Annotated in this window: 16 protein-coding genes and 1 pseudogene; 9 read left to right on the top strand and 8 right to left on the bottom strand. The window is 65.5% G+C overall.

Annotated elements, in window-relative coordinates; genetic code table 11:
* The first annotated feature begins 191 nt into the window (after nucleotides 1-191).
* The 7 genes and pseudogenes from ACVWZT_RS24265 to ACVWZT_RS24235 all read left to right on the top strand — a co-directional run bounded on the left by ACVWZT_RS24265 (nucleotide 192) and on the right by ACVWZT_RS24235 (nucleotide 6,539).
* A complete protein-coding gene (locus ACVWZT_RS24265; protein WP_296230359.1) occupies nucleotides 192-719 on the top strand; it encodes a Csu type fimbrial protein in 528 nt (175 codons plus the stop codon).
* A gap of 31 nt (nucleotides 720-750) precedes the next feature.
* The gene (locus ACVWZT_RS24260) at nucleotides 751-1,287 is read left to right on the top strand and encodes a Csu type fimbrial protein (protein ID WP_457472143.1); all 537 of its coding nucleotides are present in this window, start codon (nucleotides 751-753) and stop codon (nucleotides 1,285-1,287) included.
* Nucleotides 1,288-1,334: 47 nt separating this feature from the next.
* Entirely contained in the window at nucleotides 1,335-1,838 is a 504-nt protein-coding gene (locus tag ACVWZT_RS24255; protein WP_457471845.1) for a Csu type fimbrial protein, read from the top strand.
* Nucleotides 1,839-1,841: 3 nt separating this feature from the next.
* Nucleotides 1,842-2,345 (top strand): Csu type fimbrial protein, encoded by a 504-nt coding sequence (locus ACVWZT_RS24250; protein ID WP_296230355.1) that lies wholly within the window; start codon nucleotides 1,842-1,844, stop codon nucleotides 2,343-2,345.
* 35 nt (nucleotides 2,346-2,380) lie between these two features.
* On the top strand, nucleotides 2,381-3,169 hold the full coding sequence (locus ACVWZT_RS24245; protein WP_457471844.1) for a fimbrial biogenesis chaperone: 789 nt from the start codon (nucleotides 2,381-2,383) through the stop codon (nucleotides 3,167-3,169).
* 105 nt (nucleotides 3,170-3,274) lie between these two features.
* Nucleotides 3,275-5,574 (top strand): annotated as a pseudogene (locus ACVWZT_RS24240) (fimbria/pilus outer membrane usher protein).
* Complete coding sequence (locus tag ACVWZT_RS24235) at nucleotides 5,574-6,539, top strand: Csu type fimbrial protein (protein WP_457471842.1); 966 nt, start codon at nucleotides 5,574-5,576, stop codon at nucleotides 6,537-6,539. The pseudogene ACVWZT_RS24240 and the gene ACVWZT_RS24235 overlap by 1 nt, the downstream one beginning before the upstream one ends.
* A 45-nt stretch (nucleotides 6,540-6,584) precedes the next feature.
* On the opposite strand, the gene ACVWZT_RS24230 is transcribed toward ACVWZT_RS24235, so the two are convergent.
* The 5 genes from ACVWZT_RS24230 to ACVWZT_RS24210 form a co-directional block, all read right to left on the bottom strand.
* Nucleotides 6,585-7,733 carry a M14 family metallopeptidase gene (locus ACVWZT_RS24230; RefSeq protein WP_296230351.1) on the bottom strand — a complete coding sequence of 383 codons (1,149 nt, stop codon included), beginning with the start codon at nucleotides 7,731-7,733 and terminating at the stop codon, nucleotides 6,585-6,587.
* Nucleotides 7,734-7,824: 91 nt separating this feature from the next.
* A complete protein-coding gene (locus tag ACVWZT_RS24225; RefSeq protein WP_296230350.1) occupies nucleotides 7,825-8,598 on the bottom strand; it encodes an AraC family transcriptional regulator in 774 nt (257 codons plus the stop codon).
* Between the two features lie 36 nt (nucleotides 8,599-8,634).
* Nucleotides 8,635-9,867: an MFS transporter gene (locus ACVWZT_RS24220; protein ID WP_457471840.1), complete on the bottom strand. Its 1,233-nt coding sequence runs from the start codon at nucleotides 9,865-9,867 to the stop codon at nucleotides 8,635-8,637.
* A gap of 132 nt (nucleotides 9,868-9,999) precedes the next feature.
* Nucleotides 10,000-10,263, bottom strand: a complete 264-nt coding sequence (locus ACVWZT_RS24215) for a hypothetical protein (protein WP_414707150.1) — start codon at nucleotides 10,261-10,263, stop codon at nucleotides 10,000-10,002.
* Complete coding sequence (locus tag ACVWZT_RS24210) at nucleotides 10,230-11,006, bottom strand: MlaA family lipoprotein (protein ID WP_457471839.1); 777 nt, start codon at nucleotides 11,004-11,006, stop codon at nucleotides 10,230-10,232. Before ACVWZT_RS24210 ends, ACVWZT_RS24215 begins: the two co-directional genes overlap by 34 nt.
* A gap of 164 nt (nucleotides 11,007-11,170) precedes the next feature.
* On the opposite strand from ACVWZT_RS24210, the gene ACVWZT_RS24205 reads away from it, so the two are divergent.
* Both ACVWZT_RS24205 and ACVWZT_RS24200 read left to right on the top strand, forming a co-directional pair.
* Nucleotides 11,171-11,893, top strand: a complete 723-nt coding sequence (locus ACVWZT_RS24205) for a response regulator (RefSeq protein WP_296230344.1) — start codon at nucleotides 11,171-11,173, stop codon at nucleotides 11,891-11,893.
* A complete protein-coding gene (locus ACVWZT_RS24200) occupies nucleotides 11,890-13,245 on the top strand; it encodes an ATP-binding protein (RefSeq protein WP_296230342.1) in 1,356 nt (451 codons plus the stop codon). The genes ACVWZT_RS24205 and ACVWZT_RS24200 overlap by 4 nt, the downstream gene beginning before the upstream one ends.
* Here the strand turns inward: ACVWZT_RS24200 and ACVWZT_RS24195 are convergent, their stop codons facing one another.
* The 3 genes from ACVWZT_RS24195 to dkgB form a co-directional block, all read right to left on the bottom strand.
* The gene (locus ACVWZT_RS24195) at nucleotides 13,246-13,710 is read right to left on the bottom strand and encodes a nuclear transport factor 2 family protein (protein WP_296230340.1); all 465 of its coding nucleotides are present in this window, start codon (nucleotides 13,708-13,710) and stop codon (nucleotides 13,246-13,248) included.
* Between the two features lie 144 nt (nucleotides 13,711-13,854).
* Nucleotides 13,855-15,042, bottom strand: coding sequence for an MFS transporter (locus ACVWZT_RS24190; RefSeq protein WP_296230338.1), 1,188 nt, complete (start codon nucleotides 15,040-15,042; stop codon nucleotides 13,855-13,857).
* Between the two features lie 5 nt (nucleotides 15,043-15,047).
* Nucleotides 15,048-15,851: a 2,5-didehydrogluconate reductase DkgB gene (dkgB, locus tag ACVWZT_RS24185; RefSeq protein WP_296230336.1), complete on the bottom strand. Its 804-nt coding sequence runs from the start codon at nucleotides 15,849-15,851 to the stop codon at nucleotides 15,048-15,050.
* Nucleotides 15,852-16,053: the final 202 nt, after the last annotated feature.

Here is a 16,053-nt window from a genome sequence, read left to right as displayed (position 1 = left end):
CAGATTATCGGCACCAGTGCCGGCCTTGAGCATTGGAGGCCTGAAGCCGCGGTGGGTTCGGCGCCAGGCCGGGTGTTTTTATCGTGGACCTATCGCTTTGTTGCTAACACAAAAAAATGGCCGTATGCCACCTCCGTGATGTCAACTCGCTGCTACGCTCAGGTCTGCACACATCGACAAGGATAATCAACGTGACGGAACGCTTCCTGCCCGCGTTGCTGGGCCTGATGGTGAGCACCAGCACCACGGCGGCGGACTTCCTGGTGGAGGTACGCGTGCTGGTGCAGCGCGGCTGCATGCTGGTCGGCCAACCGCGCGACGCCGGCGCCCAGGCGCTGGGGCTTGTCGACCTGGGTGCGGCCGCACGCCTCGACGGCCCTGGTGCGCCGCTAAGTGGTGTGCTGTTGAGCCAGCGCCCGCCGCGCCTGGAATGCAATCCGCACACCCCGTATCAGGTGCGCGTCGACGGCGGCCAGCATGGCGGCATCGGCGAGCTGCGTTTTCTGGCCAGCGAAGATGACAAGGCCCGGCCGATCCCTTACCGGCTTTACCGCGATGCCGCCTGGCGCGAACCGTTGGCAGTGGATGTAGCCCATTCGGCGCGGGTGCCGGACAGCGGCTCGGTCGAGCTGCCGTTGTACGCACGCATCGACAAGCTGGCCTGGGTACCGCAGGCAGGCAGGTATGCCGACCTGCTCAAAATCACGCTCACCTGGTAGGGCTGCCGCCATGCACAGGAACTCGACGGCCATCAGCCGAACCTCGATCCTGCTACTTGGCCTGGGCCCGTTGCTGGTGACCAGCGGTGCGGCGCATGGCACCAGCTCCGGCTTCATCCAGGCGCGCCTGGTGATCAGCACGGCCTGTCAGGTCAGCAGCAACGGCACGCAAGCGACCCTGGTGGGCAACCCCGGAGTGCTGGATTTCGGCGAGCGGGGCCTTGGCTGGGACCAGCCGCTGCGCAGCCGGGTCGAGGACCTGGGTGGCCAGGGTAGCCTGCAGATCAGCTGCACCCCTGACGTCCGCGCGTTCAACGTGCGCATCAACGGCGGCCTGAATGGCAGCGATGGCATACGGCGGCTGAGCAACGGCCGCGAACTGATTCCCTATCAACTGGCTATCGACCCGGGTGGCAACAGCCGCTACGGCATCGGTCAGGCGCGTGCCTTCACCATCAGCGGCGCCCACCAGGTGCCGATCCCTATTTACGGTGTGGTGGTGGCGCAGCCGCGTGCCCTGCCGGCCGGGCTGTACCGTGACACCCTGAGAGTGACCCTGGACTGGTAACACCGATTAGGAGACGCCGATGCGATCGAACCTTTCCTGCTGCATCCTTGCGCGGCCTGGGTCTGGCGCTGGCCTTCCAGGCCCATGCCGCCACGACCGGGAACATCAACTCGACGCTGACCCTGACCGCGGCATGCCAGGTCAATGGCAGCTCGGGCACCTCGGGGTTGAACTTCGGTAGCTTGAATTTCGGCACGCAGGATGCCCTGTTCACCACGGCCGGCGCCCAGGTAATCGGCGGTGGCGGAGGGGCGATGAGCGTGCTGTGTTCGGCCGGTACGATACCGGTGATCCGCGTACGGGCTGGCCTCAACGACGGCCAGTCGACCGGGGGCACGCGGGCGCTGGCCGATGGCGCCGGCAATTACGTGCCGTACGACTTCTACACCGATGCCGGGCATTCGCAGCTGCTGGCCATCGACGGCACCATCACCTTGCCGACCAGCTCCGGCGTGGCCCAGACCGTCAACCTGTACGGCCAGGCACGTGGCAAGGCGGGCCTGCCGGCCGGGGTGTACACCGACACGGTGTCTGTCGAGCTGTCGTTCTGAGCCATGCGCAGCTGGCTGGCGGGTGGGCTGACCTGCCTTGGCGTGCTGCTGGCTGCGCCGCTGGATGCGGCGACCACAAGCAGCTTTGCGGTGACTGCGCAGATCGTCGCTGGGTGCCTGGTGGTGGGGGGTGTCAGCAGCTTCGGAACGCTTGACTATGGCTCGCAGTCGGCGCTGGCCAGCGGGGCTGTCGGCACCTCGCTGGGTGGCTCTACGGTGACCTTCCAGTGCACTCCGGGGGTGGCCTTGAACATGAGCGTGGATGGCGGGCAGAACAGTGCCAGCGGTACGCGCAATCTCAAGCGCACCGGTGGCACCCAGGTGCTGGCATACCAGTTGTACCAGGATGCGGCCTACAGCCAGAACCTGGGGATCGGCCAGAACGTCGCCGTGAACTACAGCGACCCGACGGCGATCAGGCTGCCGGTGTACGGCCGGGTTCAACTGACCGGTACGCTGCCGGCCGGGACCTACACCGACGTGGTGCAGGTGACGGTGAGCTGGTGAAACAGCGACATCAAACCAGTATCAAGGAGAGATTCATGGGGGCAGGCGCGAAGTGGGCGCGTGGGTGGCGGCGTGGATGGATAGCAGCGTTGTGGCTGGCGAGCCTGCCGGCCGGGGCGGCAACCTCGGTGCTGATCTGGCCGATTGATCCGGTGCTGGAAGCTGATCAGAAAGCCGGCGCGCTGTGGCTGGAAAACCGCGGCACCACGGCGGCCAACCTTCAGGTGCGGGTGTTTGCCTGGCGTCAGGATGGCTATCAGGAGCAGTTCCAGGCGCAGCGCGAGATCATCGGCAGCCCGCCAGTGGCCAGCATCGCTCCCGGGCAGAGGCAATTGATCCGCCTGACCCGCACCGCGCCCTCGCCAGTCGGCCAGGAGCAGGCCTACCGCATCATCATTGACGAAATCCCGCCGGCCATCCCGGTCGACAAGGCCGAGCCTGGCACTACTGCAGCGATCCGCCTGCAGATGCGCTATTCGGTACCGCTGTTCGTCTACGGCGAAGGCCTGTGGGGCAGGGCCGACCCTGAGGGCAAGCGCACTGCCGAGGGCATTGGCAAGCCGCAACTCAGCTGGCGTGCGGTGACCGTGCAGGGCAAGCCCTATGTGGAACTGCGCAATACCGGCCCGGTGCACGCCCGCCTGACCGATGTGGTGGTGCAGCAGGGGAGCCAGAGCAAGGCATTGGCAGAGGGCCTGTTGGGCTATGTACTGCCGGGGGCCAGCATGCGCTGGCCGGCGCCGCTGGCTGCCCATGCAGGCAGTGTGTTGAAAGGGCGGGTGAACGGCCAGAGCAGCGCGGACGCCATCCGCCAAGGCCAATGAGCCAGCGCCTGAATGCCGCTTGTGGGCCAGGGAGGACCCGGCAATGGCAGGAATCCGTGTGTGAGGTGGCTGACGATGGTGCCCTGCTGGAGCCTGCGGCTGGCCATGGTCGGCTCCGGCCTGGTGCTGGCCGACGAGCTGCCACCGCCTCCGACGGAGGTCTCCGCCATCGCCGACGCCACGCTGTACCTCGAGCTGCTGGTGAACCAGATGCCCAAGGCTGAATTGGTGGCGGTGCAGCAGCGCGCCGGGCAGCTGTTTGTGGACAGCGAGGTGCTGCGCGCGGCCGGTGTCTCGCTGCCAGGCGACCCCCAGGGTGAACTGGCCCTGGACGCCATCGCGGGGTTGCACGCCGACTACGACAGCCAGAACCAGCGGCTGCTGCTACAGGTACCGCCCGCCTGGCTGCCCGCCCAGCAAGTGGGCGAGCGCAACCTGTACCCGGCGACTGAGGCGCGCAGCAGCTTTGGCGCCTTGTTCAACTACGACCTGTACCTCAACGACAGCGATGATGCTGGCAGCTACCTGGCGGCCTGGAATGAGCTGCGCCTGTTCGACAGCTGGGGCACATTCTCCAGCACCGGGCAGTGGCGCCAGTCGTTCAACGGTGCGCCGAGCGGCGAGAGGCATCAGGGCTTCTTGCGTTACGACACCAGCTGGCGCTTCAGCGGGACGAGCAGCGCCTGTTGACTTACGAAGCTGGTGACCTGGTGACCGGCGCCTTGCCCTGGAGCAGCTCGGTGCGGGTGGGCGGCTTGCGCTTGTCTCGCGACTTCGCGATACGCCCCGACCTGGTCACCTATCCGTTGCCGGCGTTCGCTGGCGAAGCGGCGGTACCGACCTCGCTCGACCTGTTCATCAATGGCTACAAGGCCAGCACCAGCGAGCTGCAACCTGGCCCCTACACCTTGACCAACGTGCCGTTCATCAATGGCGCCGGGGAAGCCGTGGTGGTCACCACCGATGCGCTTGGCCGGCAGGTGTCGACCACCTTGCCGTTCTATGTCACCAGCAGCCTGCTGCAAGAAGGCCTGATGGATTATTCGATGTCTGCCGGTAGCCTGCGCCGGGATTATGGCGTGCGCGATTTCGCCTACGGCCCCGGAGTTGCCTCGGCCAGCCTGCGCTACGGGGTCAGCGACAGCTTCACCTTGGAAAGCCATGCCGAGACCGCCAAGTCGCTGATGCTGGGCGGGCTGGGCGGCAACATGCGCCTGGGCAACCTTGGTGTGCTCAACGCGGCCCTGGCGCAGAGCCAGTTCGAGGGTGACAACGGTCACCAGGTTGCCCTCGGCTACCAGTACAACAGCCAGCGCATCGGCTTCAGCTACCAGCGCCTGCAACGTTACGGCAGCTACGCCGACCTGACCCGAGTCGACAGCCAGGACCTGCAACTGAGCCAGCGCAGCGAACAGGTCACGTTCAGCCTGAACCTGAACCAGTACGGCAACATTGGCGCCGGCTATTTCGACGTGCGCGCTGGCGACGGTACCCGTACCCGGCTGCTCAACCTCAGCTACAGCAAGCCGCTGTGGGGCAGCAGCAGCCTGTACCTGTCGGCCAACCGTGAACTGGGGGACAGCCAGTGGGCGGTGCAGGCGCAGTTGGTCATACCGTTCGACCTGCATGGCACCCTGGCCCTGGCCCTGGAGCGCAGCCAGCAGGGTGAGCGCCTGCAGCGCGTGAACTACAGCCGCGCGGTGCCCGTCGGTGGCGGTGTCGGTTACAACCTGGGCTATGCCGCCGGTAGCGAGCGCGATGCCTACCGCCAGGCCGATGTCACCTGGCGTTTGCAGTCGGTACAGTTGCAGGCAGGCGTATATGGCAGCACGGGCGAGATGACCCGTTGGGCCGACGCCAGCGGATCGCTGGTGTGGATGGATGCGGGGCTGTTCGCCGCCAACCGCATCGACGATGCCTTCGTGCTGGTCAGCACCCATGGTTACGCCGATGTGCCGGTGCGCTATGAAAACCAGGAAATCGGCCGCACCGATGCCGGTGGTCATCTGCTGGTGCCGTACAGCAGTGGCTACTACCGCGGCAAGTACGAAATCGACCCGATGAACTTGCCGCCGGACATCCTTGCCACGCAAGTGGAGCAGCGCGTGGCGGTGCGCCGTGGCAGCGGCTACCTGCTGGAGTTCCCGCTGCGGCGCGTGCTGGCGGCCAGCGTCGAACTGGTGGACGCCAACCGGCGGGTGGTCACGTTGGGCAGCCGTGTCACCCATGTCGAAACCGGCAGCCAGGCAGTTGTCGGATGGGATGGCCTGGTGTACCTGGAAAACCTGGCGCCGCACAATAGCCTGCAGGTGGAGCTGGCCGGCGGCGGGCATTGCCGGGTAGCGTTCGACCTGCCTGAAACGCAAGGCTCGATCCCCCTGATCGGCCCGTTGGAATGCAAGTGATGGGCTGCTGGCGTGGATTGCTGGCGTGCGCCTTGTTGTTGGGGGCGGGTGCGGCCTGGGCCAAGTGCACTTCCGTGGTGACAGCGCCAGCGGCATTCGGCTCGCTGAACTCGACTCAGGTACGCAGCACGGTGCAGATGGCCTCCAGTACCAATTCGGGCCTGCAGTGCAGTGGTTCGGTGCTCAGCGTGCTCAGTAGCACCGATTCGTTCAAGATCAGGATCACCGCCACCAGCAGTGGGCTGGTGGGGCCGACCGGGGATGTCATCCCCTACACGCTGTATGCCGACGCCACCACCAGCTATCCGATCACCCGCGGCAGCGCTTTCGAATACCGCTCCACTGGCATCCTTGATCTGCTGGGCCTGCTCAACGGTACCCCGAAGAACGTGCCGCTCTACATGCGTACGCAAGTGGGTAGCAACGTTGCCGCAGGGGTCTATCAGGAAACCCTCAATGTCGAATGGACCTGGGATTATTGCGAGGGGATCGGGCTTGGCGGATTTTGCATTGGCCGCGACACTGGCAGCGGCAGCAAGACCCTGACGGTGAGCCTGACGGTGACCAATGACTGCCAGATCACCACGCCTGACATCAGCTTCGCCAGTGCACCGGTGGTGGCGGGGTTCGCTACGGTGAGCCAGAACCTCAGTGTGTCGTGCACCAAGGGCAGTGTTTACACCGTTGGCCTGGACGATGGCAAGAACGTGGCCGGTGGGCGGCGGCGCATGAAGTCGGCGGCGAACAACTACCTCGCCTACGATATTTTCAAGAGCGCCGGGGCGCAGCGCTGGGGTTCGGTGGGGGCCGCGCGGCGGGCCAGCGCCGACGCAGATGTGAACCCCGGGACGGGTACCGGGACTGGTAGCCAGGTGTTCAACTACAACGCCAGGGTCTACACCGACCAGGCGACACCGCCGGCGGGCAGCTACGCCGACAGTGTGATCCTGGATGTGCAGTTCTGAATACGCCCCGCACTTGCGGCTGGAGCAACCGAGGTCAGACAGGGCTCAACGTAAATCGTCCACCATCTGCGCCAGGGTATCCAGCACTGCCCCGGCCAGTGCCTTCGACCGTGCGCCCGACCACCCGGTGACCGGGTCGGGCGCGTCGTCGTGGTCCTTGAAAGGCATTTCCAGGGTCAGCGACAGGCAGTCATGGGCCATTCCCACGGCATTGCAGGCCAGTGTCGTGTTGGCCTGCCCCGGCTCGTCGCGGGTATACCCATGCACGGTCTGGAAGTCACGGGTCAAACTGCACAGGGTGCTGCGGAACTGCGCTTCCAGCTGCGCCAACCGCGGGGTATAGCCCGGGTTGCCTTCGCAGGCCGCGGTGAACACATGGGGAATCTCTTCGTCGCCATGCACGTCGATGAACGCATCCACCCCGTACTGCTTCATCTGCGCCTGGGCGAAGAACACCTCGGGGGTGAACTCGACACTGGCATCCTGCCAGGCACGGTTGAGGTCCCTGCCCTTGAAGTTGGTGCGCAGGTGGCCGAGGAAGGCGCCGTCCGGGTTCATGTTGGGGATCAGGTACAGGTCGGCCTTGGCCAGCAATTGCCGGATCGTCGCGTCGTCGGCCTGCAGGCGGTCGATTACCCCTTCCATGAACCACTCGGCCATGTGTTCGCCCGGATGCTGCTGGGCAATCAGCCACAGCTTGCGCTTGCCTGCGGCGCCATCACCGGCACGTAGCAGGGGAATGTCGCGGCCCTGTACGCTGCGGCCGCTGGCCAGCACTTCGACCCCTGGCAGTTGCCGGGCACGTTCGATCAGCTGGTTGTGGCGGGCACGCGGATAGGGCTCGAAGTAGGCGAACCAGATTTGCGGCTGTTCGGCTTCAACCTCGAACGACAGCGCCGTGCCATCGTACTGGCTGGGTACGCGGAACCAGCTTTGCTGGTCGTAGGAAGCCACGGCGTTGTAACCGCTCCAGGCGTTCTTGTAGGACGAGCCGGAGGCGTTGTCGAGGCTGAAGCGATGGATCTGGCCTGGCGTCAGCCCGCTGACCTTGAAGTGGAACCACTGGTAGTGGTCGCTGTGGGTGTCGGGGCGAATGGCCAGGTGCACCCGGGCCGGGTTGCTGGCATCCAGTACCTGAATGTTGCCGGAGTCGAAATCGCAGTCGATCTGCAGGGGGGACAGCGTTGCGGTCATGTGCCGGGCTCCTTCTGGGCTTTGTTGTGAGCCTACTGTACACGCCATGACCGGGTTGCTGCGTGAGATCATGCAATGTTTGTTTTTCAGGTCATTTGAAGAACTGGCTGGGCGTGGTGCCGAACTGGCGCTTGAACATGCTGGCGAAGGCGCTTGGGCTGTCATACCCCAGTGCCACCGCAACATCGATGATCCGCTCGCCCAGGGCGATCCGTTCCAGCGCCTGCATCAGCCGCGCCTGCTGGCGCCACTGGCCGAAGGTCATGCCGGTTTCCTTGCGGAACAGGCGCTGGATGGTCTTTTCGTCCACCCCCAGTTGCAGGCCCCAGTCGGCCACGGTGGCGTTATCGTCAGGGCGTTCGTGCAGCGCCGCGCAGATCGCCCGCAGGCGCCGGTCGCCGGGCTGCGCCAACTTCAGCGGCAGGGTTGGCAGCACGCAGATCTCGTCGAGGATCAGGCGCATCACCCGGCCTTCGCGCGAGTCATCGGCAAACGGCGCCGAGAAACCCACCGAGGCCTTGATCAGTTCGCTGAGCAACGGCGAGATGCTGATCGCCTTGCTCTGCCCGGGCAGCTGCACGGCGGTGTCGGTTCGCACGAACACACTGCGCATCTTCACCTCGCCCACGCAGCGTATCGCGTGCACCTGGCCGCAGGGCATCCACACCCCGCGGCTGGGTGGCACGGTCCAGCGTTCATTGCCGGATTCGACGATCATCAGGCCCTTGATGGCATAGATCAGCTGATGCTTGGCATGGCTGTGTGGCTCGATGAACCAGTCGGTCGGGTAGTCGGTTGCGCGGCTACCCACTTCCCAGGTCCATTCATCGACCTCTACCAGCAATTCCTGCTGCGGTTTGAGCATTGCTACCTCGTGTTCAGGCTGCCCGGCCGAGCCACTTTAACAGCAGCGGGCGGGGCGGGCTTGCGAGCGGGTTGCCGGCAGCAGCGCAGTGGCCAGCCCCAGCAGTGGCAGGAATGCGATTGCCTGGTACACCCACTCGATGCCATGCCGGTCGGCCAGCGCGCCGAGCCCGGCGGCACCGATGCCGCTGATGCCGAACATCAAGCCGAACATCACCCCCGACACCATGCCGACCCGGCCCGGCACTGCCTCCTGGGCATAGACCACCAGGGCGGCGAATGCCGATGACATCACCAGGCCGATGACCACCGCGAGGACCGCCGTCCAGGCCAGGTTGGCATGGGGCAGGGCGAGGGCGAAGGGGGCCACGCCAAGGAACGAGACCCAGATCACTGCCTTGCGCCCGATGCGGTCACCCACCGGGCCACCGGCGAAGGTGCCCAGCGCCACCGCCGCGAGGAACACGAACAGGTACAGCTGGCTGTGCTGCACGCTCAGGCCGAAGTGGTCGATCAGGTAGAAGGTGAAGAAGTTGGTGAACGAAGCGATATACACGAACTTGGCGAACATCAGCACGGCGATCACCCCCACCGCGCGCCACATGGCGTCACGTGCCAGCCCGGGCGGCTGCTGGCCGGCGAAGGTGTTGAGCCGGGTCTGGCCGTGGCTCACGGTCCAGCCGGTCACCCGCCACAGCACCAGCACAGCCAGCGCAGCCGCCAGCATGAACCAGGCAATGGCCGGCTGGCCGTGCGGGATGACGATGGCGGCGGTCAGCAGTGGGCCAAGGGCCGAGCCGGTGTTGCCGCCCACCTGGAAGGTCGATTGCGCAGTGCCGAAGCGACCGCCGGAGGCCATCCGCGCCACCCGCGAGGCTTCCGGGTGGAAGGTGGCCGAGCCCACGCCGACCACTGCGGCTGCTACCAGTAGCATGGCGTAGCTGCCGGCGCAGGCGAGCAGGGCGATGCCCACCAGGGTGACCAGCATGCCTGCCGGCAGCAGGTAGGGTTGCGGATACTTGTCGGTGTACAGGCCGACCCAGGGTTGCAGCAGCGAGGCGGTCACCTGATAGACCAGGGCGATCCAGCCGACCTGGGCGAAGCTCAGTGCGAAATCGCTCTTGAGCATCGGGTAGATCGACGGCAGCACAGCCTGGATCAGGTCGTTGAGCAGATGGGCAAATGCGGCGGCGCCGACGATGCGGACCAGAAAGCCCTGGGGTGGGGTGGCAGGCGTGGTGGCGGCCATGGAGGCGGAGGAAATCGTCATGGGCGAAGTTCTTCTGTCGAAAGGGAACAAGGCATTGCCAGAGCAGGGTAGCCAGCGCCCTGGTTGCCTGTCTCACGCCGAACGGGCAGCCACTCTCGCGTTTCGGACATTGCAGAATCCACTGCTCTTCCTTCACGCTCCCTGGCGGGTCATCCAGCGCAGCAAGGCGGCAATCGGTACGCTGCGGTGAGTCTCGTGGCGGTAGGGTTTGCCGTCGGCGGTAAAGCGCTCCCGGTAGCGGCTCAGTACCAGGCTGCGGCCATCGGCAGACAGGCGGGCTTCCAGTTCGTGCAGCAACAGCGGCTGCCGGGCGGCACCTTCCAGGCGCCGGAACAGCAGCACGGCGGTTTGCGTATCGTTTGTCACCGGCCACCCCCGGCACAGTCGGCCTGCCATGCGCCCGGCTTGCCGACCTTGCCTTCTGCCACCCGATTGCTGCGCCGTTGCGCGCTGTAGTCACGCAACGCAACGTAGTAATCCGGCCAGGTGCTCAGCAGGTCGGTCAATGGCAGGGCTTCGGCTTGTGCGTCGACGATGCCTCCCGCCGTGGCGGCGTTGCCCAGGGTGGTGACGGTATCGCTGTTGCCGCCAAACGGGTCCAGCGCCATGCCCAGCACCGTGCCGGTGGCATCACGCAGGTTGTGTGAGCCCAGCAGCGGCAGTTCGACGATCGGGCCATTGGCGATGTTCCAGACGCCGAAGGTCTGGCCAAAGTCCGAGCGGTGCTGGCTCAGCCCCATTTTCCCCGATACATCGACCAGCCCCGCCACACCCAGGGTGGTGTTGAAGATGAAGCGCGTCAGGCTGGTCAGCGCCCGCTCGCCATTGCCTTGCAGCACATCGTTGACGAATACCTTGGGCTCAGCGAAGTTGCTGGCAAAATTGTGCAGGCCCTGCCGGGCGAAACCGGGCAGCGCTTGATAGCCCCGGGCGACGGGGGCCAGCAGGTGGTCATCGACGCTGCGGTTGAAGGCGAACACCGCACGGTTGGCTGGTTCTGCCGGGTCACTGAGCTGATAGGCGACGTTGCCGCACGTCGCCGTGGCGGGAGCGCGCTGGCTGCAGCCGCTTGCGGCCAGCAGCGTCAGCACCAGCACGGCAGAGCGCGCTGAACGGGAGGCGGAAGATGAACGGGACATTGGTTGCTTCCTGGCAAGAACTGGCGGCGATGCTGCGCAGTTTTGTTTGCCGGGTGATGTCCGGAATGTCTCGGTGTCGACACTTTGTTACCGGGTTGAAATATATGACGGCTGGCGGGAGATGGCCTTAAAGTACCGCCGAATTTCTTGTTTTGGTGGTTTTAGTGAGCCATTTGCTGATAGTCGACGACGATGTCGAAGTGCTCGACCTGCTGCAGAAGTTCCTGCGCCAGCACGGTTACGAGGTGGACGTGGCCAAAGACGGCAAAGCGCTCTGGCAGGCTGTCGAGCGGCGGGTGCCAGACCTGGTGATTCTCGACGTGATGCTGCCCGGTGATAGCGGCCTGGTGCTGTGCCAGCGCTTGCTGGCCGAGCACAAGGTGGCGGTGATCATGCTTACCGCCATGGGCGAGCTGAGCGACCGGGTGGTGGGCCTGGAGCTGGGCGCGGATGACTACCTGACCAAGCCGTTCGCCGCACGTGAATTGCTGGCGCGGGTCAGGGCAGTGCTGCGGCGTGCCGGCGAAGCGGCTGGTCGCGCAGCCGCTGGCGCGGCGGGCCATGCCTGCGCGATCCTCGAGTTTGCTGGCTGGCGGCTGGACGTGGTGCGGCGCGAGTTGCGTTCGCCGGCCAACGTCATGATCCCCTTGTCCAACGGTGAATTCGAACTGTTGCTGGTGTTCGCCGAGCATCCGCGCCGGGTGCTCAGCCGCCAGCAGTTGCTGGACCTGGCCCGTGGCGATGCCTACGAGGCCTATGACCGCAGCGTTGACGTGCAGGTGAGCCGGCTGCGCCGCAAGCTTGAAAGCGAGCAGGGCCACGAGCCGTTGATCCGCACCTTGCGCAACGCCGGTTACCTGTTCACGCCCACGGTGGCCAGGCGATGAGCCTGCTTGCCCGGGTTCGCCAGGCCCTGCCACGGCCGAAGATCACCATTGCCCGCTGGATCGCGCTGACCACCCTGACGGCGATGCTCTTCCTGTTGCTGCTCAAAGGCCTGTTCAGCCTGCTGCTGAGTGTCTGGGCGCAGCCACCGCTGCTGGAGAGCGGAGTGATCGAAAAGGTCGCAGCCGTTACCCGCATTCTCGATGTCGCATCCTTGGCAGAGCGGGCCAACATCGCCAGCGCGGCGGGTGACGGCAGCTACTCGGTGCGCTGGCTGCGTCGCCATGACGAAGCCGGCGTGCCTGCGCTGGTCGATGCCGAGTTCAGCGAGGGCACGCCTATCCTGCGCGCGCTGCTCAAGCGCCCGGATGCCAGGATCGAAGCCTTCGAACCGTCCGACCTGCCGGAATACGCACCTGAGCGCGGCTATGCGCTGATGATCGAGCTGAGCGACAAGTCCTGGGTACTGTTCCGCGCTACTGCCCGTAGCTGGGGGCTGGATGAGCTGCCACGCAACCTGATCATCCTCACCCTGATGCTGCTCTCCAGCCTTGCCGTTGCCTTGCTCGCCACGCGCTACCTGGCCAGGCCACTGGAGCGTTTTGCCGAAGGCGCACGGCGTTTTGGCAAGGACTTCAACGCGCCGCCGATTCCGGTGGTAGGGCCGCACGACCTGCGCCAGGCGATTCTCGCGTTCAACGCCACCCAGGCGCAGCTCAGGCACTTTCTCAACGACCGCACCCAGATGCTTGCGGCGATTTCCCATGACTTGCGCGCACCCTTGACGCGCATGCGTTTGCGCGCCGAGTTCATCGACGATGCCCAACTGCAGGCCAGGCTGTTCAAGGACGTTGACGAGATGCAGGCGATGGTCGAGGCGGCGCTGGGGTTTTTCCGTGACGATGCGCGGCTGGAGCAGGCCACCGTGTTCGACCTGGGCGAGTTGCTGTCGACTGTGGTGGATGATTTCAGGGATGCCGGCGTGGAGGTGGGGCTGAACGGGCCACGCCGCTGCGTGTACGAGGGGCGGCCGATGGGTATCAGGCGGGTGCTGGTCAACCTGATCGACAATGCCGCGAAGTATGGCCGTGACCCCGCAGTGACGCTGGCGATACGTACCGGGCAGATCGAAATCAGCGTGCAGGACCGTGGGCCGGGTATCGCGCCGGAGCTGCACGAGCAGGTATTCGCGCCGTTCTACCGCATCGAAGGCTCGCGCAACCGTAACACTGGCGGCGTCGGGCTGGGCCTGCCGGCAGCACGGGCCATCGTGCTGGAGCAGGGCGGCAGCGTGACCTTGTGCAACCGCCCGGGGGGTGGCCTGGAGGTCAGGGTCACGCTGCCGACCGGCTGATCAGAGCCCCAGTTCGCTGAGCCCGGGGTGATCATCCGGGCGCCGGCCCAGCGGCCAGCGGAACTTGCGCTCGGCTTCGCTGATGGGCTGTTCGTTGATGCTCGAATGGCGGTTCTGCATCAGCCCGTCGTCGGCGAATTCCCAGTTTTCGTTGCCATAGGCGCGGTACCACTGGCCGCTGTCGTCGTGGTACTCGTAGGCATAGCGCACGGCAATGCGGTTACCGGTGAAGGCCCACAATTCCTTGATCAGGCGGTACTCCAGTTCGTGGTTCCATTTGCGCGCCAGGAAAGCTTCGACCGCGGCGCGGCCGCGGGGGAACTCGACGCGATTGCGCCACACGGTGTCGATGGTATAGGCGAGCGCGACCTTGGCTGCGTCGCGACTGTTCCAGCCATCTTCGGCCAGGCGGACTTTTTCGATGGCGCTTGCGTGGGTGAAGGGCGGAAGGGGTGGACGAGACATGGGCTACTCCTCGGATTGATTGGCTGGTGAGGAGCTTAGCCGCCGCTGCGTGGCCAGAGAATGGATGTGCCTGGCACTTCATAATTGCATTGCCCGGAACAATGCGCAGGTGCCATGCCAGGCACAGTCCCGCTGGCGGAGCGCTCAGGCCGCGTCGGCAGCGGTATTTGCGACGGCCTTGCGGCGGCCGCCCAGCCATACCAGCAGCAGCCCGGCCGCTGCCAGCACGCCCCCGGCCATTGGCACCGCTGCATAGCCGAGGTTCAGGCTGAGCACCGCACCACCCAGCGCAGCGCCCAGGGCGTTACCCAGGTTGAACGCACCGACGTTGATCGAGGACGCCAGCCCCGGTGCCTCGATGGCCGCGATCATCACCCGCATCTGCAGCGGTGGTACCACGGCAAAGGTGAACATGCCCCACACCAGCAAGACCAGGGCGGCGCCGATATGGCTGCCCAGTACCAGCGGCATCAGCAGCATGATTGCCGCCAGCACTGCGAGGAAGATCCGCGCTGCACCGTCCAGCGACCAGTCGGCCAGGCGCCCACCCAGGCTGTTGCCCAGGGTGAAGCCCACACCGATCAGCACCAGGCCGAGGGTGACGAAGCTGTCCGAGGCGCCGGTCAGTTCGGCCAGTACCGGGGCGACGTAGGTGTACAAGGTGAACATGGCGCCGGCGCCAAGGACGGTGGTGGCCATCGCCAGCAACACGCTGGGGCGGGCGATAACGGCCAGCTCCTTGCGCACATGTGGCACGCTGCCGCGTTCACCCTTGGGCAGGGCGAACCACAGCGCGGCCATGGCCAGCAGGCCGAGTGCGGCGGTGCCGGCAAAGGCCATGCGCCAGCCGACCTGCTGGCCGACCCAGGTGGCCGCCGGTACGCCGCCGATGTTGGCGATGGTCAGGCCCATGAACATGGTCGCCACCGCACTGGCCTGTTTCTCCTTGGGCACCACGCTGGCCGCCACCACTGCGCCCAGGCCGAAGAACGCGCCGTGGTTGAGGCTGGTAACCAGCCGCGAGGCGAGCAGGGTGTAATAGTCCGGTGCCAGCGACGACAGCAGGTTGCCCAGGGTGAAGATGGCCATCAGTGCCATCAGCGCTGCGCGCTTGCCGAAACGGCTGAACAGTAACGTCATCACCGGGGCGCCGACCATCACGCCGATGGCATAGGCAGTGATCAGCATGCCGGCGCTGGGGATGCTCACCTCGACGCCCTGGGCGATCACTGGCAGCAGGCCCATCGGGGTGAACTCGGTGGTGCCGATGCCGAACGCGCCGATGGCCAGGGCGAAGAGTACCCGGCCGCTTTTCATTGCTTGAGCGGTCATGGCGATCAATCCCAGGCTGGGGCCAGGCCGTCAGGGCTGACTTCGCGGCCATTGCGTTCCAGCCCGGCAATCCGGGCCATGTCCTCGGCGTCCAGCTTGAGGCTCTGGGCAAGCAGGTTGCTGGCCAGGTTCTCGCGCTTGGTCGACGACGGGATCACCGCGTAGCCCTGTTGCATGGCCCAGGCCAGGGCAACCTGGGCGACCGTGGCCTTGTGCTTGGCGGCGATCTCGGCCAGTACCGGGTCTTTCAGGACCTTGCCGTAGGCCAACGTCATGTACGAAGTGACGGTGATGCCCTGTTCCTTGAGGAATGCAGCCAGCTTGCCGTTCTGCAGGTACGGGCTGAGCTCGATCTGGTTGGTCGCGATCTGGCCTTCGCCGACCACGCCGATGGCCTGGCGGGTCAGCTCGATGTTGAAGTTCGACACACCGATCTGTCGGGTCAGGCCCAGCGCCTTGGCTTCGGCCAGGGCGGCCATGTACTCGGGCAGTTCAACGCCGTTGCCTGGGGCTGGCCAATGGATCAGTAGCAGGTCGACATGGTCGGTACGCAGTTTCTGCAGGCTGTCGCGCAGGCTGGGGATCAGTTTGTCTGCCGCGTAGTTGGCTACCCAGATCTTGGTGGTGATGAACAGCTCGCTGCGCGGCACGCCGCTTTCGGCGATGGCCTGGCCGACTTCAGCTTCGTTGTCGTAGATCTGTGCGGTGTCGATGACCCGATAGCCCAGTTCCAGGGCTGCCTTGACCGAATCGATGACGGTCTGGCCGGTCAGGCGGAAGGTGCCGAGGCCGAAGGGTGGAATGCTCATGGATCTGCTCCTGCTGCTTGGGGAGAAGTGAACGGTACCGAGCCGGGACGCTCGTATGTTCGTGTGGGAGCAGTATGCGGGTATGGCGGGGACTGATTAAGGGGCGGCGGGGCCAAGGTCTTTTGAGCTGCAGTCAACAATCGGCGGTTCGGTCGTGATCGAAAGCCTGGCAATCTACCCCTGGCGCCTACTGAGGGCCACA

It is taken from the genome of Pseudomonas sp. TE21394, from assembly GCF_054057835.1.
Note: the sequence above shows the minus strand (reverse complement) of the source record. Positions and strands in the feature narration are given on the sequence as shown.

Excerpts from the sequence above, each read along its gene's own strand:
- ACVWZT_RS24210 (WP_457471839.1), bottom strand. The coding sequence starts at position 11,006 with ATGTCCCGTTCATCTTCCGCCTCCCGTTCAGCGCGCTCTGCCGTGCTG.
- ACVWZT_RS24230 (WP_296230351.1), bottom strand. The coding sequence starts at position 7,733 with ATGACCGCAACGCTGTCCCCCCTGCAGATCGACTGCGATTTCGACTCC.
- ACVWZT_RS24245 (WP_457471844.1), top strand. The coding sequence starts at position 2,381 with ATGGGGGCAGGCGCGAAGTGGGCGCGTGGGTGGCGGCGTGGATGGATA.
- ACVWZT_RS24220 (WP_457471840.1), bottom strand. The coding sequence starts at position 9,867 with ATGACGATTTCCTCCGCCTCCATGGCCGCCACCACGCCTGCCACCCCA.
- ACVWZT_RS24235 (WP_457471842.1), top strand. The coding sequence starts at position 5,574 with ATGGGCTGCTGGCGTGGATTGCTGGCGTGCGCCTTGTTGTTGGGGGCG.
- ACVWZT_RS24250 (WP_296230355.1), top strand. The coding sequence starts at position 1,842 with ATGCGCAGCTGGCTGGCGGGTGGGCTGACCTGCCTTGGCGTGCTGCTG.
- dkgB (WP_296230336.1), bottom strand. The coding sequence starts at position 15,851 with ATGAGCATTCCACCCTTCGGCCTCGGCACCTTCCGCCTGACCGGCCAG.
- ACVWZT_RS24190 (WP_296230338.1), bottom strand. The coding sequence starts at position 15,042 with ATGACCGCTCAAGCAATGAAAAGCGGCCGGGTACTCTTCGCCCTGGCC.
- ACVWZT_RS24195 (WP_296230340.1), bottom strand. The coding sequence starts at position 13,710 with ATGTCTCGTCCACCCCTTCCGCCCTTCACCCACGCAAGCGCCATCGAA.
- ACVWZT_RS24215 (WP_414707150.1), bottom strand. The coding sequence starts at position 10,263 with ATGGCAGGCCGACTGTGCCGGGGGTGGCCGGTGACAAACGATACGCAA.
- ACVWZT_RS24225 (WP_296230350.1), bottom strand. The coding sequence starts at position 8,598 with ATGCTCAAACCGCAGCAGGAATTGCTGGTAGAGGTCGATGAATGGACC.
- ACVWZT_RS24200 (WP_296230342.1), top strand. The coding sequence starts at position 11,890 with ATGAGCCTGCTTGCCCGGGTTCGCCAGGCCCTGCCACGGCCGAAGATC.